The organism is Branchiibius sp. NY16-3462-2, from assembly GCF_001594145.1.
Lineage (GTDB): Bacteria > Actinomycetota > Actinomycetes > Actinomycetales > Dermatophilaceae > Branchiibius.
The window spans coordinates 103,394-122,519 of the sequence record NZ_LVCF01000043.1 but is presented as its reverse complement, the minus strand read 5'-3'; the positions used below and the strand labels follow the sequence as shown (position 1 = coordinate 122,519).

The 19,126-nt window shown below is 66.2% G+C and carries 20 protein-coding genes; 15 read left to right on the top strand and 5 right to left on the bottom strand.

The window, feature by feature from the left end; genetic code table 11:
- Window positions 1-7: 7 nt before the first annotated feature.
- Entirely contained in the window at window positions 8-1,372 is a 1,365-nt protein-coding gene (phoA, locus tag AZH51_RS16690) for an alkaline phosphatase (RefSeq protein WP_291525983.1), read from the bottom strand.
- 401 nt (window positions 1,373-1,773) lie between these two features.
- Between phoA and AZH51_RS16685 the strand changes: the two genes are divergently transcribed.
- Both AZH51_RS16685 and AZH51_RS16680 read left to right on the top strand, forming a co-directional pair.
- Complete coding sequence (locus AZH51_RS16685; RefSeq protein ID WP_291525982.1) at window positions 1,774-3,384, top strand: hypothetical protein; 1,611 nt, start codon at window positions 1,774-1,776, stop codon at window positions 3,382-3,384.
- 53 nt (window positions 3,385-3,437) lie between these two features.
- Window positions 3,438-4,529: a peptidoglycan-binding protein gene (locus AZH51_RS16680; protein ID WP_291525981.1), complete on the top strand. Its 1,092-nt coding sequence runs from the start codon at window positions 3,438-3,440 to the stop codon at window positions 4,527-4,529.
- 64 nt (window positions 4,530-4,593) lie between these two features.
- Here AZH51_RS16680 and AZH51_RS16675 read toward each other — a convergent pair whose 3' ends face one another.
- The gene (locus AZH51_RS16675; RefSeq protein WP_291525980.1) at window positions 4,594-5,109 is read right to left on the bottom strand and encodes a DUF4395 domain-containing protein; all 516 of its coding nucleotides are present in this window, start codon (window positions 5,107-5,109) and stop codon (window positions 4,594-4,596) included.
- Window positions 5,110-5,325: 216 nt separating this feature from the next.
- Between AZH51_RS16675 and rpsP the strand changes: the two genes are divergently transcribed.
- The 4 genes from rpsP (at window position 5,326) to trmD (ending at window position 7,896) form a co-directional block, all read left to right on the top strand.
- Window positions 5,326-5,862 carry a 30S ribosomal protein S16 gene (rpsP, locus tag AZH51_RS16670; protein WP_291525979.1) on the top strand — a complete coding sequence of 179 codons (537 nt, stop codon included), beginning with the start codon at window positions 5,326-5,328 and terminating at the stop codon, window positions 5,860-5,862.
- A 2-nt stretch (window positions 5,863-5,864) separates the two neighbouring features.
- Window positions 5,865-6,107, top strand: a complete 243-nt coding sequence (locus tag AZH51_RS16665; RefSeq protein WP_291525978.1) for an RNA-binding protein — start codon at window positions 5,865-5,867, stop codon at window positions 6,105-6,107.
- Window positions 6,108-6,191: 84 nt separating this feature from the next.
- A complete protein-coding gene (gene rimM, locus AZH51_RS16660; RefSeq protein WP_291525977.1) occupies window positions 6,192-6,704 on the top strand; it encodes a ribosome maturation factor RimM in 513 nt (170 codons plus the stop codon).
- Between the two features lies 1 nt (window position 6,705).
- The gene (trmD, locus tag AZH51_RS16655; RefSeq protein ID WP_291526062.1) at window positions 6,706-7,896 is read left to right on the top strand and encodes a tRNA (guanosine(37)-N1)-methyltransferase TrmD; all 1,191 of its coding nucleotides are present in this window, start codon (window positions 6,706-6,708) and stop codon (window positions 7,894-7,896) included.
- On the opposite strand, the gene AZH51_RS16650 is transcribed toward trmD, so the two are convergent.
- The gene (locus AZH51_RS16650; RefSeq protein ID WP_291525976.1) at window positions 7,877-8,476 is read right to left on the bottom strand and encodes a TetR/AcrR family transcriptional regulator; all 600 of its coding nucleotides are present in this window, start codon (window positions 8,474-8,476) and stop codon (window positions 7,877-7,879) included. The genes trmD and AZH51_RS16650 overlap by 20 nt on opposite strands.
- A gap of 75 nt (window positions 8,477-8,551) precedes the next feature.
- On the opposite strand from AZH51_RS16650, the gene AZH51_RS16645 reads away from it, so the two are divergent.
- From AZH51_RS16645 to AZH51_RS16605, 9 genes are all read left to right on the top strand, one after another.
- Complete coding sequence (locus AZH51_RS16645) at window positions 8,552-9,598, top strand: ABC transporter permease (protein ID WP_291525975.1); 1,047 nt, start codon at window positions 8,552-8,554, stop codon at window positions 9,596-9,598.
- On the top strand, window positions 9,595-10,422 hold the full coding sequence (locus tag AZH51_RS16640) for an ABC transporter ATP-binding protein (protein ID WP_291525974.1): 828 nt from the start codon (window positions 9,595-9,597) through the stop codon (window positions 10,420-10,422). The genes AZH51_RS16645 and AZH51_RS16640 overlap by 4 nt, the downstream gene beginning before the upstream one ends.
- On the top strand, window positions 10,419-11,294 hold the full coding sequence (locus AZH51_RS16635) for an ABC transporter ATP-binding protein (RefSeq protein WP_291525973.1): 876 nt from the start codon (window positions 10,419-10,421) through the stop codon (window positions 11,292-11,294). The genes AZH51_RS16640 and AZH51_RS16635 overlap by 4 nt, the downstream gene beginning before the upstream one ends.
- Window positions 11,295-11,438: 144 nt before the next feature.
- Window positions 11,439-11,801 carry a 50S ribosomal protein L19 gene (gene rplS / locus AZH51_RS16630; protein ID WP_291525972.1) on the top strand — a complete coding sequence of 121 codons (363 nt, stop codon included), beginning with the start codon at window positions 11,439-11,441 and terminating at the stop codon, window positions 11,799-11,801.
- 31 nt (window positions 11,802-11,832) lie between these two features.
- Window positions 11,833-12,462, top strand: coding sequence for a signal peptidase I (gene lepB / locus AZH51_RS16625; RefSeq protein ID WP_291525971.1), 630 nt, complete (start codon window positions 11,833-11,835; stop codon window positions 12,460-12,462).
- A gap of 11 nt (window positions 12,463-12,473) precedes the next feature.
- Window positions 12,474-13,187, top strand: a complete 714-nt coding sequence (gene lepB / locus AZH51_RS16620; protein ID WP_291525970.1) for a signal peptidase I — start codon at window positions 12,474-12,476, stop codon at window positions 13,185-13,187.
- Window positions 13,184-13,933 carry a signal peptidase I gene (lepB, locus tag AZH51_RS16615; protein WP_291525969.1) on the top strand — a complete coding sequence of 250 codons (750 nt, stop codon included), beginning with the start codon at window positions 13,184-13,186 and terminating at the stop codon, window positions 13,931-13,933. The genes lepB (AZH51_RS16620) and lepB (AZH51_RS16615) overlap by 4 nt, the downstream gene beginning before the upstream one ends.
- Window positions 13,934-13,943: 10 nt before the next feature.
- Window positions 13,944-14,684: a ribonuclease HII gene (locus tag AZH51_RS16610; protein WP_291525968.1), complete on the top strand. Its 741-nt coding sequence runs from the start codon at window positions 13,944-13,946 to the stop codon at window positions 14,682-14,684.
- On the top strand, window positions 14,684-14,992 hold the full coding sequence (locus AZH51_RS16605) for a DUF2469 domain-containing protein (protein WP_291525967.1): 309 nt from the start codon (window positions 14,684-14,686) through the stop codon (window positions 14,990-14,992). The genes AZH51_RS16610 and AZH51_RS16605 overlap by 1 nt, the downstream gene beginning before the upstream one ends.
- Window positions 14,993-14,999: 7 nt before the next feature.
- Here AZH51_RS16605 and AZH51_RS16600 read toward each other — a convergent pair whose 3' ends face one another.
- Window positions 15,000-17,417: a CHAT domain-containing protein gene (locus AZH51_RS16600; RefSeq protein WP_291525966.1), complete on the bottom strand. Its 2,418-nt coding sequence runs from the start codon at window positions 17,415-17,417 to the stop codon at window positions 15,000-15,002.
- Window positions 17,418-17,519: 102 nt separating this feature from the next.
- Entirely contained in the window at window positions 17,520-19,115 is a 1,596-nt protein-coding gene (locus tag AZH51_RS16595) for a S8/S53 family peptidase (RefSeq protein ID WP_291525965.1), read from the bottom strand.
- Between the last annotated feature and the right edge of the window lie 11 nt (window positions 19,116-19,126).

Genomic DNA, 19,126 nt, shown 5'->3' with positions numbered 1-19,126 from the left:
CGATCGGTCACCGCAGACGCAGCGCGCGACCGACCGTGCGGAACAGGTCGGTCTGGTTGGTCACGCCCAACACGTTGGCGGCCTGCGGGCCGGCGGCAGCGATCCGCACCTGCGTTCCGGTGTGCTGCTGGGACTGACCGTAGGGCGCGGTGGCGTAGCTGATCGTCATGTCGGCGTCGTCGTGGGTGCGCAGGGTCGCCGTGACTCCCGTTGTCGTGGAACCGGTTTCGACGATCTGGCTGGTGTGCCCGTGGTCGGCCGTGACCACAACCAGGGTGTCGGGGTGGCGGCGCTGGTAGTCCAGGGCAAGCTTGACGGACTTGTCGAACTCCACCGTCTCACCGATCTGCCCACAAGGGTTGGCCGCATGGTCCTGCTTGTCGATGGATGCTCCCTCGATCTGCAGGAAGAAGCCCTTGCGCTGCCCCCAGCTCTGTCGGTCCAGGATGTTCAGCGCCTTGCCGGCCATCTGGGACAGGTGCGGCTGGCTCTGGTCCCGGGCGGCGTTGACCTGGCACGCAGTGCTGGGCGTCCCGGTCGTCGTCGGCGTCGGACCGACCCACTCCAGATCCAGGTTGTTCTTGCCGAAGGAGCCCAGCACCGGACCCTTGGGATTGTTGGGGAGGGCGGCCAGGCCGGCCGCGTCGGTCAACAACGTGTACCCCTGGGTCTGTGCCTGCTGCCACACCGACAGGCCCTGGTACTTGCCGGCCTGCACGGTCTGGTCGAAGTACTGCTTGCCACCGCCGAAGGTGACGTCGGCGCGGGTCTGCACCAACTGCTCGGCGATCGAACCAGCACCGCCGTTCTTCAGGTCGTTGACCGCGCACTTGGTCATGGACTGCGGCCCCTTGCAGTCGCGCTGGATGACATGGGAAGCAAGGACGGCGGGCGTGGCGTCCTGCAACTCGGCGGTTGTGACGTTGCCCGTGCGGTAGCCGTTCTTCTTGGCCAGCTCAAGGATCGTGGGGACCGGCTTGCCGTTGGGTAGCACCGAGATCGCCCCGTTGTAGGACTTGTGGCCGGTGGCCCAGCCCGTGCCCGAAGCGGCCGAATCAGTCACATAGTCAGGCTTGCTCGGATCGGACTGCTGCACGGAGTAGGTCGTGTAGGCGCCCGTCAGCGGCAGGGTGTCCAGAGCCAGGCGGCCGTTGGCGCCAACCTGGTAGTTGCGCGCGATGGTGATCTCGGAATCACCCATCCCGTCACCGATCAGCAGGATGACGTTGCGGGCGCTGCCACCGTTGATGGCATGCCGGGCGGCGCTGCTCCTGTCGCCGCTGGTGGAGGCGGCGACGCCGATCGAGGTTGCGCCGATCGCGGCGGCCAGGGCGCCGACGCAGGCGACGCGGGTGGTGGTGCGAAGGGACATGCGAGCTCCTTGGAAGTGACGGATGAAGCACCGCCATCTCAGCCCCAGTCGCCGACCCGTTGGGCAAATCGCCAGCGTACGTTCAGCAAATAGTCAGTGAACGCTCGGCCCGCAAATACGCACGCTACTAAAAGATAAGTAATGGTCGCTTTTGAATATGATTCCACCATAGCTAATCAATCAGGATCAGAATGCATCATCAATTTCAAACGATTTCGCCAAGTTTCGTTCTACTTTATCAAACTTGTTTCGGTACGCATCGTCTCGTTACTAGAGTCGCAAGTATGTGACCGACAACCTTGAGCGCCCTCACTGGACGCATGTATCTGGAGCATCTGTTCGGTCAGCGTGGAGCAGCGTTTTGCTGAGTCACGTTATAGCGCGAAACGAAGGATACTGGCATGGCTGATGACATAACGACTGGTGGCAAGCTCAACGTCTCCGACAAGGTCGCCCCCCGCGAATTTACCGTCCAGCGTCTCGTCGAGAAGCCGGTGGAGAAGGTGGTGGACAAGCAGGTCGACGTGCCGCGCTCGGTCGAACGGCTCGTCGTGACGACGGTGGACAAGGTGGTGGACCGACCGGCCAGCGTGAGCCGGCTGGTCGAGAAACCCGTGGTGACGATCCAGGACAACGTGGTCGATAAGCCACACACCGTGCAGCGATTGGTGGAGAAGCCGGTCGTCACCATCGTCGACAGCGTCAAGGACAAGCCGATCGAGGTCCAGCGACTCATCGAGAAGTTGGTCGTCACGGTCGTGGACAACGTGTCGGAGAAGCCGGTCGAGGTCCAGCGATTGGTCGAGAAGCTGATCGTCCAGGTCAAGGACAACGTCGTCGAGAAGCCGGTGACGGTCACCCGGCTCGTCGAGAAGCCCGTGGTCCAGGTCGTGGACAAGGTCGTCGAGGTGCCCGTCCAGCAGATCGTTGAGCGGGTCGTCGAGAAGCCGGTGGAGAAGATCGTCTACAAGACCGTTGAGAAGCCGGTCGAGAAGATCGTCGAGAAGATCATCGAGGTACCCGTCGAGAAGATCGTCTATAAGACCGTCGAGAAGCCGGTGGAGAAGATCGTCGAAATTACCGTCGAGAAGCCGGTAGTAAAGGTCGTCGAGCGGCCCAAGGAAATCGCGGTCGAGAAGATCGTCGAAAAGGTCGTCGAGAAGCCAGTGGATCGGGTTGTCGAGAAGGTCGTCGAGAAGCCGAACGTGGTGGAGAAGGTCGTCGAGAAGCCAGTGGATCGGGTTGTGGAGAAGGTCGTCGAGAAGCCGAACGTGGTGGAGAAGGTCGTCGAGAAGCCAGTGGATCGGGTTGTTGAGAAGGTCGTCGAGAAGCCGAACGTGGTGGAGAAGGTCGTCGAGAAGCCAGTGGATCGGGTTGTCGAGAAGGTCGTCGAGAAGCCGAACGTGGTGGAGAAGGTCGTCGAGAAGCCGGTGGATCGGGTTGTCGAGAAGGTCGTCGAGAAGCCGCGCATCGTGGAGAAGGTCGTCGAGAAGGCCGTCGACCGGGTCCTTGAGAAGGTCGTCGAGAAACCCCGCATCGTGGAGAAGGTCGTCGAGAAGGAAGTGAAGTTCTTCCAGGAGCGGGTCGTTGAGAAGCCCGTTGAGGTCGAAGTGGAGAAGGTCGTCGAGATCGTCGTCGAAAAGCCGGTCTACGTCCGCAAGGTGGTGGAGAAGGAGGTCAAGCGGGTCGTCGAGGAGAACCAGACCGTCGTCACCAACAGCAGGGAGCTGAAGGGCGCAGCAACGCAGACGACGGCCCGGTTCGTCGGCGGGGAGGCCACCACAACCCAGTTCGTCGATGCTCAGACCGGTCAGCATCCGCAGGACAACGTCGTGGGACGCAAGACCGAGCACCTCGCCGCCGAGGAGGTGCGCATTGTCGAGGGCACCCGCGCTGCGGGCCCGCGCGTCGAGGGCGCTCACGTCGAGGGCGCTCGCGTTGAGGAGATCGACGAGGACGAGACGAAACCCTCCTGGCGTCGACGCTTCAACCACAACAACCCCAACAAATGACAATCGGTCACCGAGGAAGAGGTGGGTTCGCCGTGGGTGAATCTCGTATGACGATGAGGTCTGGCTTTCTTGCCGCCGGAGCAGTGGTGCCGATCGCCCTGGCTGCGTTCGTCGGCGTCGGGTTGACCAGCGCGAACGCGCTACCGGCGGCGCCGGCAGTGTGCAGCGTGACGGGCCAACTCCGGGTGGGATCGGTGGGCCAGGAGGTCCGGGTCCTGCAAGGCGCCCTCGGCGTGCCCGTCGACGGCCGCTTCGGGCCACAGACGCTGGCGGCCCTGAAGGCATTCCAATCCGCGCACAACGTGGCGGCCTCGGGTGTCGTGGACAAGGCGACCCTTGGTGCGTTCGGTTGCACCGCTGCCGTGGCTACCTCGGCGGCGCCGACTACCGCTGCACCCACCGCGACAGCGACCGGTGGCGCTGCCGCGACCGCGACCACCACGACCAGCGCGGCGCCCACCACGACCGAGGCCACGACCACCACCGAGACCACGACGACGACGCCTGCGGCAACAACGGCCACTTCGGCGGCCACCACCGTGGCTGCTACTGGGGTTGCGACGGCCGGTGGCAAGAGCGGGGCGTCGCCCTGGTGGTGGTTGCTGCTGCCGCTGGTGTTACTGCCGCTCCTGGGGTGGCTCCTATGGCGCCGGCGGGCCGTGGAGGACGAGGTCACCCGGCACGCCGTACGTCCCGCTCCGGTGAAAGCGGCCGAGAAGCCGGTTGTCCGCGAGACGCCCGTCGTGCGTGACAAGCCCGTCGTGCGGGACAAGCCTGTGGTGCCCGCGAAGCCGGTCGTCCGCGAGCCCGTCGTGCGTGACAAGCCCGTGGCGCCCGAGAAGCCGGTGGTGCGTCAGACCCCTGCGCCGGTGGTCGACGCGTCGAAGACTCGCCCGGTCGTCAAGGATCCGAGCGTTGATCCACTGAAGTCGACGGTGCGTGAGACACCGGTGGTGCCCGACAAACCAGCGGTCCGACAGACGCCTACACCGCTGGTCGATACCACTCGCACTGTCGGCGGCACCGGTCCCGAGATCCACGATCTCACCGAGGAGGTCGGCACCGGCAAGGTCGAGATTCGCTACCTCAACAACGCCGTCGGCGAACACGAGCAAAGCCTCGAGGACAAGTCGGACGACGACTGATTCCGGCTGCGCCCACCCGACACGGCGGCCCCCACCTCTTCTCAGGAGGTGGGGGTCGTCGCCGTCAGTGGCTGGTCGCCTCCGCGGCCTCGGCGGCCAACCGGTCGCGGCGGGCCCAGATGTTGTTGCACTCCTCGCACACATCGGCCGGGATCACGCCGATCTTCATCAGTTGGCCGAAGACGAAGCAGCCTGCGCAGAAACCGAAGACGGATTCAAGAGTGGCGAAGACCGCCAGGATCGCGACAAGGACCAGGGCGAAGCCGGTCCAGCCGAACGCGAGGCCGGTGATGGCGGCGACGGTGGTGAGGGCCGCGCCGATGCCCTGGGCGAAGCGCTTCGGCGGCCCGGGGGTGTAGACCGGTTCACCGAGGCGCGGCGCGATGACCTTCATCGATAAGGCGCCGAGCGGGCTGAGCTTCGGGCCGGTCAGAACCCGGGCCCAGAAGCCGTAGGCCAGGGGGATGAGCAGCCACAGCCAGCCGGTCGCGAGGATCACGATGCTGGTGATCGCGACGACAGCAGCAACCGTGCGGGCTGCCTTCTCGTTCACGGGATTGGGAAAACCGATCAGACTCACCCCTCGATCATAACGATGACCAGGAGAGTCGATAACAAAATGTGATGATGACGGGGTCGTCCAGCCGCGGATTTCCGGGGACGCGCTCTCCTCTGGCAGACTAGGGAGCTGTACCCGCCCGGCGTCCGCCGGTGCGCCTACCCCCGACGTACGGTTCCCCGCACTCATCTGCGGTCTCGCCGTGCGCCACAAGATGAGGAAGCAGGAACCACGACAGTGGCTGTCAAGATTCGTTTGAAGCGGCTCGGCAAGATCCGCAACCCCCAGTACCGCGTCGTCGTCATGGACTCCCGCGCCAAGCGCGACGGTCGGGCGATCGAGGAGCTGGGCAAGTACCACCCCAAGGAAGAGCCGAGCCTGATCGAGATCGACTCCGAGCGTGCGCAGTACTGGCTCGGCGTCGGCGCCCAGCCCACCGAGCAGGTGCAGACCCTGCTGAAGATCACCGGTGACTGGCAGAAGTTCAAGGGCGAGCCGGGTGCCGAGGGCACGCTGAAGACCGCCGAGCCCCGCCCGGACAAGCGGGCCCTCTACGAAGCCGCGCTCGCCGCTTCGCAGAATGCCGCTGCCGGTGACGGCGCGACCACCGCCAAGAAGAAGGCCGCCAAGGCCGAGACCAAGGCTGATGAGAAGGCCGAGAAGGCGGACGCTGCCGACGAGGTCGCGGTGCCGGTCGAGGAGCCCAAGGCTGCCGAGCGCGCCGAGGTCGAGGAAGAACTGGCGACCGACGCTGCCGAGACCACCGAGGCCTGACCTTGCTGGAAGAGGCTCTGGAGCACCTGGTCAAGGGCATCGTCGATCACGATGAGGATGTCGTCGTGCAGGCCAAGAACGGCCGGCGCGGTGAACTGCTCGAGGTGCGCGTGCACCCCGACGATATCGGCCGCGTGATCGGTCGGTCCGGTCGCACCGCTTCGGCGCTGCGCACCGTTGTCGGCGCGCTCGCCGGCGGCAAGAACGTCCGGGTCGACATCGTCGACACCGACCGCGTGCGCTGACCGACGTGGATCGCTCCGGTCCAATGCTGATCGCCCGGGTACGACGTGTTCGTGCCCGGGCGTCATGCTGCCCGGGGGTGGCCGATGGCTGATGAAGTCCTGATCGCCCGGATCGGCAAACCACACGGGCTGCGCGGTGAAGTCACGGTCCAACTGCACACCGACCGCCCCGAGGATCGTTTCCTGGTAGGGGAGTCGTTCACCACGGAACCGGCCGCCGTCGGGCCCTTGGTGATCCGAACGGCTCGCGGGCACAACGGCATCCACCTACTGTCCTTCGAAGGTCACCCCGACCGCACCGCCGCCGAAGCGCTGCGGGGCGTGCGGTTGCTGGCCGCTGCGGATGAGGACGAGGACGATGCGTGGTACGCCGAGGACCTGGTCGGTCTGTCCGTCCAGGACACCTCGGGTCAGGTCGTGGGGACTGTGACGGATCTGCATTCGCGGCCGGTCCAGGATCTCCTGGAGGTCACCCTGGCCACGGGTGGCACGGCGTACGTGCCCTTCGTCGAGGAGATCGTGCCGGAGGTGGACACCGAACGAGGGGTTGTCATCATCGACCCACCGGAGGGTCTGCTCGAACTCGGTGAGCAGTGACGTGCAACTCGACGTCATCAGCATTTTCCCCGATTACCTTGCGCCACTTGATCTCTCACTGATCGGCAAGGCCCGCCAGGACGGGCTGATCGACCTGCGCGTGCACGACCTGCGCGACTTCACCCATGACCGGCACCGCACCGTGGACGACACGCCCTACGGCGGGGGAGCGGGCATGGTGATGAAGCCGCAGCCGTGGTCCGAGGCACTGGATCACGTTGCGGCACAAACTGACTCGCGGCCGATCCTGATCGTCCCGGGCCCTGGTGGTCAGCGCTTCGACCAGGCCACCGCTCGTGAACTGGCCGGACAACCGCATCTGGTCTTCGCCTGCGGCCGCTATGAGGGCATTGACGAGCGGGTCTACGACTACGCGGCCCGCGACTACGACGTGCGCATCCTGTCCCTGGGTGACTACGTGCTCAACGGTGGCGAGGTCGCCGTACTCGCCATGGTCGAAGCGATCGCCCGGTTGATCCCCGGTGTCATCGGCAACGCTGACTCCCTGGTGGAGGAGTCGCACGAAGATGGCTTGCTGGAGTACCCCGTCTATACCAAACCTGCCGATTGGCAGGGGCGTTCAGTGCCTGAAGTGCTGCTATCAGGCGACCACGGCAGGATCGCTGCGTGGCGTCATAAGCAGCGATTGCTCCGGACCGCGGCCCGGCGACCAGACCTGCTGCCGGAGGCTGCGGCGACCGCGGCCGGCGACCTGCAGATCCGGCTCGCGACTCCTGCCGACGTCGGGGAGTTGCTGACCCTCACCCACGCCTGCTGGCTGAGTGAAGGCATCGCCAACCAGACCTTGGATATTCCGGCGCAACACGAGACGACGCAGAGCCTGACCCAGTCGCTCGCGCAGTGGTCGACGTACGTTGCGCGATCAACGGACGGACGCCTGGTGGGTTCGGTCAGAGGCAAGCAGCAGGGCAGCGAGTGGCACGTCGGGCGGTTGATGGTCGCGCCCGATCTGCAGGGCCGGGGGATGGGTCGAGCTCTGCTCGACCACATCCAAGCGGTCGTGCCATCCGGCTGTGAGGCGATGGTGTTGTTCACCGGCGCGCGCAGCGAGCGCAACCTGCGGATGTATCGCCGGGCCGGGTTCCGTTCTACGACAGCGCCCGCGGGTACGCCCGACGACGTGGTCTACCTGCGCAAACCGATTCGCGCAGCTAGGAATCCGCGGTCGTGAGGTGCCGCTGGACCACCGGTGCGACCCGGCCGGTGAGTTCGTCCAGATTGGCACGCGCCACGTCCGGAAGCTGTACCACGTAGCGCAGGATCGCGAGACCGACCAGGTGCGACATGGCCAGGAAGAACCCGGTGCGCCGACCCTCCAGCAAGCGTTGGACGTCAGGGTCCGCGACCAGACCGATGAGTGTGTTCTGCAGGGCGCTCGACGCTTCCGGGTCGGCCAGCGCCGCTCGTACGATCGCCTGCATCTGGGGTCCGGTCTGCGGGTCTTCCCATAACGACAGGTACGCCGCGGTGAGCCGCCTGCCCTGGGTGCGGGTCGGACCGTCCAGCGAAGACACCAACAAGCCGTGCGACCTCTCCGGCAACTGCAGGCTGGCGGCGAACAGCCCCATCTTGCTGCCGAAGTGATGAGCGATGAGGGCGACGTCGACGTCTGCCTCGCCCGCAATCGAGCGCAGCGTGGCCGCACGAAAACCGTTGGTGGCGAACTGGTTACGTGCAGCCGCCAGGATCCGCTCACGCCCGTCGCCGGCGTTGGCGGCGGGGCGTCCGCGACGTTTTGACCCCTGGCTCACCCCTGGAGAGTAGCCCCATCGGCAACTAATCAACAAGTGTTGAATAAGTCGGCCGATGCTCGTACGGTGAAGAGTATGAGAGCGATGATCCGCAAGGAGTTCCGCGAGTTGTTCCGTGACAAGCGGACCGTCGGCCTCATCGTGGCGCTGCCGCTGCTGCTCCTCGTGGTCTTCGGTTATGCGGCCAACTTCTACGTCACGTCCGTGCATACGGCGGTGATCGGTTCGCAGTCCCAGCAGGTGAGCAGCGCACTGCCGGACTTCTTCGAAATCAGCAAGACCGAGTCGTCCGGAGGGGCTGAGCAGGCGCGAAACCTGTTGCGGGACGACTCGGTTGACGTGGTCTTCGTCGCCGACAGTGGCAAGCCGCAGGTCTACGTCGATGGCTCCAACCTGTTCGCTGCGCAGTCGACGGTCGGACGCCTCAATGCGTTGGGCGACAAGGTCTCGGTGCACGTGCTCTTCAACCCGGACCTGAAGACCTCGTGGGTGATGATCCCGGCCATCATCGGGCTCATCCTGACCTTTATCGGCACCATCATCACCAGCATCGGGTTGGTCCGCGAGCGCGAGGCCGGCACCCTGGAGCAGTTGGCGGTCATGCCGATCAGGCCCAGCTCGATCATCCTGGGCAAGATCACGCCGTACTTCATCCTCGGTGCCGTCGACATGATCATCGTGACGGTCCTGGGAGTGTGGCTGTTCGGAGTTCCCTTCAACGGCAACGTTCTTGTCTTCGCGCTCGGCGCCGCACTCTTCCTCTTCGTCGTCCTCGGGATCGGTGTCTTCATCTCGACCATCTCGCAGAACTCCGGGCAGGCGATCCAGACCGCCATCTTCTTCCTGATGCCGCAGATCCTGTTGTCCGGCATGATCTTCCCGCTGGAGGCGATGGCGGCGGGTGTCCGGTGGATCGGCTATCTGCTGCCACTGACCTACTTCACGATGATCTCGCGGGGCGTGATGCTGCGCGGAGCCTCGATCACCTCGCTCTGGCTGCCGTTCCTGGTGCTGGCGGTCATGGCCGTCCTGGTGTTCAGTGCGGCCACCCTGCGGTTCCGACGGGACCTCGCGCCTGAGCGCAAAGCCGACAAGCAGCCAGCCGGGGCGGTGACCTCATGAGCGCCGAATTGGTCGACGTGACAGTGCAGTTCGCAGACACCGTTGCCCTGCAGAACGTCACCGTGAAGGTCCCGGAAGGCACTGTGGTCGCCGTGGTCGGTGGCGATGGTGCCGGCAAGACCACGCTGCTGCGAACGCTGGTCCGGGAGGTCATCCCTACCGCGGGAACCGTGTCCGCGCCCGGTAAGGCGCAGATCGGCTACCTGCCGGCCACCGCCGGCAGCTGGGCGAATCTGAGTGTCGCTGAGAACCTCGACTTCGCTGCCGACGTCTACGGAATGGCAGGCAGCCAACGGGCCGATCGACGTACGCGCATGCTCACCGCCGCGGGCCTGGCCGACGTCCCGGACCGGCTCGCGCGGGACCTGTCCGGTGGGATGCGACGCAAACTGGGCTTCGCGATGGCGATCGTGCACGATCCCTCGCTCGTCGTCCTGGACGAGCCGAGTACCGGCGTCGATCCGGTCAGCCGGATCGACCTGTGGCGGATGATCTCCCGCTGCGCCGCGGACGGCGCTGCGGTCCTGATGTCGACGACCTATCTCGATGAGGCCGAGCGCGCGGGTCACCTGGTCATCCTGGATGAGGGACGGGTGCTGGTGCAGGGCACGTACGACGAGGTGCGGGCCGGGTTCGAGGGCACGGTGACGTCCGCGACCACGGCCGTTCGCGGGCCATGGTCGTGGCGGCGCGGGCGGCAGCGGCACGAATACTGGCCTGCGGGCGAGGGGCCGCCAGCCGGCTCCACCGTGATCGACCCGGACCTGGAGGACATCGTGATCGCGCTGTCCTTGCAGCGTGAACAGGCGAAGGTGTCGGCGTGAGCGCCCGGATCGTGCTGTCGGCAGATCAGGTGACCCGCCGGTTCGGTGACTTCACCGCGGTCGACTCCGTGTCCCTGCAGGTGCGTGCCGGTGAGGTGGTGGGCCTGCTGGGCGCCAACGGTGCCGGCAAGACCACCGTGATGCGAATGCTGCTCGGGCTCTTGCCGGTCAGTTCCGGGTCGGTGCGCCTGCTGGGCGGTCCACCGACCCGCGAGCGCCGTCGCTCGATCGGGTACGTGCCGCAGAGCCTCGGGCTTTACCGGGATCTGACGGTGCGAGAGAACCTGGCTTTCGTGGCCCGGGCCTATGGCACCCCGGTGCCGGTGCTGCACAAGGAGTTGGCGCCGTACGCCGATCGGCTGGTCGGGCAGCTACCACTCGGTGCCCAGCGCCGGGCTGCGTTCGCTGCCGCGTTGTCGCACGATCCGGCGGCGGTGCTGTTGGACGAGCCGACCTCGGGGGTGGATGCGTTGGCCCGCGCCCGCTTGTGGGACACGATCCGCGACCAGTCCGACGCCGGCGTCGGGGTGCTGGTGACAACGCACTACATGCAGGAGGCGCAGCAGTGTGACCGGCTGCTGTTGATGTCCCGCGGTCGGTTGGTGGCCCACGGCACGGAGTCGGACATCATCGACGGAACCACGGCGGTCGCGGTCCGATGTGCTGACTGGACCCGGGCGTTCGCGGCGCTCAGCGACGCCGGATTGGCTGCCACCCTGGACGGGCGCGCGGTGCGGGTCGTCGCGGCCGCACCGGACCGGGTCCGGGAAGTGCTGCGTGATGCGGGAGTCAGCGCCGAGCTGACGCAGGTGCCGGCCACCATCGAGGAACGCATGCTGCTGCTCGACCGCGATTTCGCGGATGCGGGCTGATACTGGCAGAATTGACCGGTACGTCCGGATACCTGACCCCCGCCACAGGGGGAGTGAACGTGAGTTCATGCGGTCAGCGGACTACTCCGACATCTCGATGATCGATCGCGTGCGACCTGTGGCGCCGCAAGGAAGTAGTACCTCATGCAGAAGTTCGACGAACTCGACGCACAGAGCCTGAAGTCCGACCTGCCCGACTTCCGCGCCGGTGACACCGTCAAGGTGCACGTGAAGGTTATTGAAGGCAACCGCTCCCGTGTGCAGGCCTTCCAGGGTGTTGTCATCCGCCGTCACGGTGGTGGCATCGGTGAGACCTTCACCGTCCGCAAGGTCAGCTTCGGCGTCGGCGTGGAGCGCACCTTCCCGCTGCACACCCCGGTCATCGACAAGATCGAGGTCGTCACCCGCGGTGACGTCCGTCGCGCCAAGCTGTACTACCTGCGCGACCTGCGCGGCAAGGCCGCCAAGATCAAGGAGAAGCGCGAGACCCCGGCCGCCAAGGCCTGAGCCACTGCCTACTCCAGCTACGGGCAGCGACGTGTCTACTGACGCGTCGTTGCCCGTTTCGCGTCCACGGCGTCGGTGGCCCTGGTTCCTCCTGATCGGCCTGCTGCTGCTGGTGGTATTACGAGGTCTGGTCGTGGAGACCTTCACCGTGCCGTCGGCCTCGATGAGCCCGACCCTGCACGTGGGTGACCGCATCGTGGTGTGGAAGCCCGGCGCGCACGACCTGCACCGCGGCGACCTGATTGTGTTCAACGGTGACGGTGTCTTCTCGCAGGCGCCGGCTGCTCCCGGTGGACTGGCGGGAGCGGTGCGTTCGGTGGGGACCGCGCTCGGCGTGCGCGTGGGGGAGTCCGACTACGTCAAGCGGGTGATCGGACTACCCGGCGATCACCTCACGGTCGGCAGCGACGGTGTGCTGATGGTCAACGGCACCGCGGTCAACGAGAGCTATCTGCCAGCGGGGATGAGTTCAAGTGCCACCTCCTTCGACATCAGGGTGCCCGCGGGCCGGATCTTCGTCATGGGGGACAACCGGATCGCCAGCGACGACTCCCGCGAGCACCTCGGCGATCCCGGTGGCGGCACCGTCCCGCAGGACCAGGTGATCGGAACGGTGACCTTCCGGTACTGGCCCCTAGGTTCGTGGGGCACACTGCGCTAGGTGATTAACGAATGACAACGGGGGAAATGCGCCCCGCCGCGAGGCGGTCGGGGTGGCGGTGGCTGCGCGAGGTTTTCATCGTGGTCGCCTGTTCGGTGATCTTGTCGTTGCTGATCAAGACTTTTCTGGTCCAGCCGTTCTGGATCCCGTCGGGCTCGATGGAGAACACGCTCATTCCCGGTGACCGCATCCTGGTCAGCAAACTGACGCCCCGTTTCCAGCACATCAACCGCGGCGACGTCATCGTCTTCTCCGACCCGGGCGGTTGGCTGGAGGGCGAGGATGACCCGCCGCAGCGCACCGGTCTGAGCGGGGCGGTGCAGAACGCGCTGGAATTCGTCGGGCTTTATCCCGCGGGCGACAACCATCTGATCAAAAGGGTCATCGGACTGCCTGGTGATCACGTGGTGTGCTGCAACGCGGCTGGTCAGATCACCGTCAACGGCGCGCCGCTGAAGGAGTCCCAGATCTACCCGGGCGATGCCGCCAGCGGCAGGAAGTTCAACATCACCGTGCCCGCTGACTCGGTGTGGGTCATGGGTGATCATCGCGGTGACTCCGCCGATTCGCGCTTCCACGACGACGGCACCGGTGCCACCGGGTCAGTGCCGATCTCCGACGTCACCGGCCGGGCCATCGTGGTCATCTGGCCGCTGGACCGTATCGGCACGCTGTCGGATTACCCTGACATCTACGACGTCGCATCGAAAGGGTCTGGCCCATGACGGACGCACCACCGGACGAGCAACTGCCGCCCGGCGCCGCACCGCCGGTTCAGACCGGTCGCAAGGAGAAGTCCCGGGGTTCCTTCCTGCGTGAACTCGTCATCATCGTCGTCATTGCCCTGGCGCTGTCCTTCCTGGTCAAGACGTTCCTGGTGCAGCCGTTCTCGATCCCGTCGGAGTCGATGGAGAACACCCTCGACGTCGGTGACCGGATCCTGGTCAGCAAACTGACGCCGCAGCATTCGCCGTTGCACCGCGGCGACGTGATCGTCTTCGAAGCGCCGCCCTCCTGGGGCGAGATGGGTCCGGAGAGCACCGGTCTCAAGGCGGTCGTGAAGAACGGCCTGGAGTGGGTGGGCATCCTGCCGGCCGGTGGTCATCACGTGGTGAAGCGGTTGATCGGCCTGCCGGGGGACAACGTGGTGTGCGACGCGACGTGCGCCGACTCCGGTGGACCGCTGAAGATCAACGGGGTCGCGATCAACGAGTCGTCCTACCTGAAGCCGGGCAATGCGCCCAGCGGCCAGAAGTTCGACATCACCGTGCCAGCGAATTCGGTGTGGGTGATGGGCGACAACCGGGGGGACTCGTGGGATTCGCGGGGCCACGACAACGGCACGGGCAAGACCGGTTCGGTGCCGATGAGCGACATCACCGGTGAGGTGGTTGCCATCGCGTGGCCGTTGAACCGTATCCAGACCGTGGGTTCGCACCCCGAGGTGTTCGCGAAGGTCCCGTCGCCATGAGCGGTACGCCGTGACCAGCGGTAGCGCGGTGGGCACCTCGGTGCGCACTCGGCGTACGGGAACCTCCAAGGTGCCCACGCTGCGCACCGAGCGGGCGCTGCAGCGGGAGGGCTACCGGCTGCTGGCCGGGATGGACGAGGTGGGCCGCGGCGCCCTGGCCGGTCCGGTGAGCGTCGGTGTCGTCGTGATCGATGAGACGTGTCGTACGGCGCCCCAGGGCGTGCGGGACTCCAAACTGCTCACGCCGGCGGCACGTGAGGCGATGGTGCCGCGGGTGCGGCGGTGGGCGCTCGCGTACGCCGTGGGGCATGCGTCCGCGGCGGAGATCGACCAGATCGGCATCATCGCTGCGCTTCGGCTCGCCGGCACCCGCGCGCTCGCGGCGCTGCCGGTCCGGCCGGATCTGGTGATCCTGGACGGCAACCACGACTGGCTGACCGATCCGGCACGGGTCGGGCTGTTCGCCGAGCTGGCGCAGCCGACCCTGCCGCCGGTCCGCACGCTGATCAAGGCGGACATGAAGTGTTCTTCCGTCGCAGCGGCCAGTGTGCTGGCGAAGGTGGAGCGCGACGGAATGCTCACGGAGTTGCACGAGCAGTACCCGCACTACCAGTGGGCCGCGAACAAGGGTTACAGCGCGCCCGAGCATCTGACGGCGTTGGACGAGCACGGCCCGTGCGAGTTGCACCGGCGGTCGTGGCGCCGCTTTGTTGCCGGTGACGCGGCCGTGGATCTGGAAGGAGTGAGCTGATGAGCGCCGAGGATCTGGAACGTTATGAGACGGAGCAGGAGCTTGCTCTGTATCGCGAATACCGCGACGTGGTCGGCCTGTTCAGCCATGTGGTGGAGACCGAGCGCCGGTTCTACCTGTGCAACGACGTCGACGTACTAGTGCGTGGCGAGGGCGCCGAGGTGTTCTTCGACGTGCGGATGAACGACGCGTGGGTGTGGGACGTCTACCGTCCCGCGCGCTTCGTGAAGAAGGTGCGCGTGCTCACCTTCAAAGACGTGAACGTCGAGGAGTTGCCGGCGCGCGAGATGGAGATGCCGGAGGCGTAATCGCCTTTCAGAACCCGGCGCCGAACGCCAGGAACGGCGCCCGCTCGTCCGGCCCGGCCGCGAGCAGTGCGTCGGACGGCGCCAGGCCGCTGGCCAGCCCGGAGTGGACGGCGGCAAGGTAGTCGCTGGTGGCGGCGTCGTTGACCGTGCAGGGCGCTGCGATCACACAGCGCACGCCGGAGTGCAGCCAGGCCCGCGCCATCCCGATCGTCTCCTCGCCCCACCGGGCCGTGGAGCGGCCCAGCTCGCAGGCGGAGAGTACGACGACCGATGGCACCATGGTCAACTCGGCGACGTCGTGGCCGAACCAGGGGCCGTCGAGTAGTTCCAGCCCGGAGAACATCGGGTTGCCGGGGGTGTGCCGACCGTGTGCCGCGACGTGCAGAAGATCGGTTTCCCTGGCGAGCGTGCGAACGTTGGCGGTCGTTGCTTCAGGACCCTCGAGGACTGTGGCCCCTGGCCATTGCTTCGCGGCGTGCTCGATCTCGGTGTCTGCACGAGGCACATTGGGGCCGGCGATGAAACCGACTTTCCGTATCGGGTCCATGGCTCCGGCGTGGTGCATCCAGTGCGTTGCACTGGTGACTACCGAAATAGACCGATCCTGCAGCGGTGCAAGGAGATTCCACGGCACTGCGGCCAGTGCGGCCGGTGCGCTCACTGCCACCCGCCGGGTGCCGACGTAGGACTCAAGCGGCGACCAGATGCGTTTGCTGAGTGCGCTCAGGCGGGCTCGCAGGCTGCGTCGGACGGCGTCACTGAGGCCGGGGCGCAGTTCGGCCGAGGTCATGTCCAGGTCGGCTTGAAGCCCGGCGAGCGCAGCGCGGATCGCGGACCGGCTGCCGATGGGGACAACATGGGCTCCGCTGCCGCCAATCACGACGGCACTGACCTCGGTGGGGTCCGATAGGTACGCAACGAGGGTGGCGTCGCGCTCCTCGAGGGCACGCTGGGTGTGCTCGATGTCGACGATGTCGATCCCGACGCGCGAGATGCGTTCCCGCGCCCACTGGCGTCGACGCACCCGGTCACGCAGCTGAACGACCTCGGGTGTGTCATGGCCGGCGCTGCCTGCGAGTACCCCACGCAGCGCTTCCAACTCCGCGGGTTCCACCTCGTCGGACTCGGTACCGCCGACTTCTACGTTGCCGACGACGAATCCGCGCGAGCGTTCCGACCACTCGAAAACGTCGCTAACGTCACCGCCGGACATAGCGACAGATGCGGCGTGTTCGATGATGCGATAACCGTGCATTGCCAGGCTGGAGCGCAGTTCCGGACTGTCCGTCGTGCCTTGCCAGGCGCGCAGCAACTCGACCGATGCCCGCGCGCGGTCAAGGGCCTCGTCTGTGTTGCCGGTCAGTTTCGCGATCTCGACGCGCACCTCGGCCTCGGCCAGACGGGAGACGAGGGGTGCCGAATCCGGTAGATCCGGGGTGCGTGGCCACGGTCGGCCGGCGCGGACGTGATGCAATTCCAACGCCAGTCGCAGTTGGTCGCGAGCGCTCGTGAGATCGTCACTCTCGAGGCGGTCCAGCAGTTCTTCGGCACCGCGCACGCTGGCCGTGTCCTTGCGACGGCTGTTCAGCGACGTTGCCAGGGCCAGGGCATCGGCGCGGTCGGCGTAGTTCTTGCCACCCAGCCGACGGAACCGTGCCGCCGCTCGCCGGGCGAGTCGGACTGCCTCTCTCGGATCAGTGTCCGCCAGGGTGCGGGCCAGCAGGTACTCCGCCTCGGCCTGATCGGTCCTCATCCGATGCCTGGCGAAGCTCGTCACACAGGTGCGCAGCACCTCGGTGCCTTCGTCGGGCAATCCTGCCGACAGCAGGAGTTCTGCACGCAGGAGTTCGGCCGAGGCGGCCAGTACCGGCGACTGGCGTTCGATGAGTGGCCGGGAGTCCTCCATCAGACGGAGTGCGTGCACCAGGTCCCCAGCCGCCATCGACGCCATGCCCTGGTTGAATCGAGCGTTCGCCGCGTGCCACTCCAAGCCGTGGGTAGTTGCCAACTCGGCCGCCCGGTCGAAATCGGTGCTGGCTCGTCGTGGGTCGTCCCGCAGAAGCCAGACGGAGCCCCGGTTGAACAGCACTGCCATCAGCCGCAGGGGATCGTGACTGAGGTGTTCCGCGGCAAAGTTCAGGTTAACCAGCGCGCGCTCACCATCGGTCTCGATGAGGATTCCGCCCCGTTGTGCATGGATGAGCACTAACGTCTCGAACGATAACCCAGGCTCCGCGAGCAGCTCATCCAATGTCCTGATCGCTGCGGGAACGTCGGTGTTGGCCTGTAGAAAAGCACCGGTGATCTTCGCGCGGGCCAGCAGATCGCGGTCCGTGGTTCGCCGTGCCGCGGCATCGAGATCCCGCCGGGCGGCGCGATTGCGTCCGGCCCGTGCATGCTCGACAGCGCGCTCATACAGATCCACTGCGGACAGCATTGGCTCGTCATTTCGTCGACTGGTCCCGGTGCAGGCCCGGGATGTCCCACGGTAGCGACGTTGCCGTCGCACTGTCCCGTGCTTTTCTGACTATCGCCGCACGCCGGTCAACTCGCTCACCACGTGCCAGACGGCGTCCATTCCCGCAGGCTGCGTCGGACGGTCGCTTGCTGGCAACTCGTCCTGCAGCCGGTCGGCGATCGCGCCCGCGACATAGGGCGCGGCGAACGAGGTCCCACTCCACACGGCGAATCCACTGGTCGAATCATCGGGATCGATCGTTTCCCGGATCAGTCCGTAGGCCTCCGCCCGAGCTACCGGTTCGAGCCCGCCTCGGGTAGCAGGCGTCGTACTCATCACCGAGGCACCCGGCGCGTAGCAGGTCACCCACGGTCCGGAGTTGGAGAAGAGCGCCACAGTGCCGTTCGGGTTGAGCGCACCCACCGAGATGAGCGGCGCCGCGTCCCGGACGGGGGAACCCATCGTATGGTCGTCGTTCCACGTCGCGAACGCGGCCGGATAGAACGGCGCGTCCGTGCAGTCGTTGCCAGCCGAACAGACAACCACAGTGCCTGCTCGACGGATCCGCAGCAGGGTCTCGAAGAGAAGGGCGCCGATCTGCGCGTACTCCGGTGACTCATGGTAAAAGCCGAGCGCCAGGACCAGCACGTCGAGAGCTCGCGTGCCCGACTCCAGCAGATCGGCAATCTGGTTCAGTGCCCGGATAAGTTCGGATTCCGCGATGGTGCCGTCCGCGCCCACCAGCCGCCACGACACGATGTCGGCCGATGGGCAGGTCTGCCGCACGATGCCAGCCATGAACGTTCCGTGGCCGGAAAAAACGTCAACGGTGTCGTCGAGCGGACCGTGCAGGTCCGGGTGTATCTCCGGGTCGGTGGCCGGGTCCGTCTCCCCGATCGGCTGACCACTCGCACCCAGGACATGCCGTCGCACATCGGTCAGCCACGCGTGCTCGCCGCAACCACTATCAAGGATTCCGACCGATGGCCGCCGAGTTGTGCGGCCGTGATCAGGACCACGATCCGGCGCCGGGCCGAGGAAACGAATGGGTTCACGGCCACCTTGCCCGGCAGCGAGGTAACTATCCGCCGGACCCGATCCCGAGCCACCGGTGGTAGTTACGGGCCATTTGGAGATCTTCCCCTGCGGGGTTATCGACACTGGCCATTTGGAGATTTTCCCGTGCGTCGTGACCGAAGTTGTCAGGAGTGCGTGGTCCAGTCCGACCGGAAGATCCGAGTTGGCACCGCTGATGGTCCGGACCCGTTGCAGGAGCTTCCACGCCTCGGGTTCGTTGACCGCGCGTCCGGGGTCGGTGCCGATGGTCACCCGGGTCACGGCCAACGGGCCGCTTGCCCAGGGCAGTCGTTGCTGACGATCGGCGACGGCGTCAGCGGAGTCAGGGGCTGACACCTGGTAGTCCTCGTCGGGGGTCACCGTCCACCCGAAGACCCGAGCGGCCTCTTCCAGCCGCTCCAGCAAGTTGTCGGCGTCCCCCCGCAGGTGCGATATCAGCAGGGTCTGCGGTGCATAGGCCGTGGCCGGCGCATCAGGAGTCGCGTCGGTGTCCAGTACGTGCCATCGGCTCGCGCTCGCATCAGCTGAAGCGCGGCGCGGCGCAACCGGGGCTGCAACGATCTGGAACGGCTCTTCACGTGAGGGCATGACACATACCT

Coding starts and splice junctions, on each gene's coding strand:
- phoA (WP_291525983.1), bottom strand. CDS start 1,372: ATGTCCCTTCGCACCACCACCCGCGTCGCCTGCGTCGGCGCCCTGGCC.
- AZH51_RS16685 (WP_291525982.1), top strand. CDS start 1,774: ATGGCTGATGACATAACGACTGGTGGCAAGCTCAACGTCTCCGACAAG.
- AZH51_RS16680 (WP_291525981.1), top strand. CDS start 3,438: ATGAGGTCTGGCTTTCTTGCCGCCGGAGCAGTGGTGCCGATCGCCCTG.
- rimM (WP_291525977.1), top strand. CDS start 6,192: ATGGCTGATGAAGTCCTGATCGCCCGGATCGGCAAACCACACGGGCTG.
- AZH51_RS16645 (WP_291525975.1), top strand. CDS start 8,552: ATGAGAGCGATGATCCGCAAGGAGTTCCGCGAGTTGTTCCGTGACAAG.
- AZH51_RS16640 (WP_291525974.1), top strand. CDS start 9,595: ATGAGCGCCGAATTGGTCGACGTGACAGTGCAGTTCGCAGACACCGTT.
- rplS (WP_291525972.1), top strand. CDS start 11,439: ATGCAGAAGTTCGACGAACTCGACGCACAGAGCCTGAAGTCCGACCTG.
- lepB (WP_291525970.1), top strand. CDS start 12,474: ATGACAACGGGGGAAATGCGCCCCGCCGCGAGGCGGTCGGGGTGGCGG.
- lepB (WP_291525969.1), top strand. CDS start 13,184: ATGACGGACGCACCACCGGACGAGCAACTGCCGCCCGGCGCCGCACCG.
- AZH51_RS16605 (WP_291525967.1), top strand. CDS start 14,684: ATGAGCGCCGAGGATCTGGAACGTTATGAGACGGAGCAGGAGCTTGCT.
- AZH51_RS16595 (WP_291525965.1), bottom strand. CDS start 19,115: ATGCCCTCACGTGAAGAGCCGTTCCAGATCGTTGCAGCCCCGGTTGCG.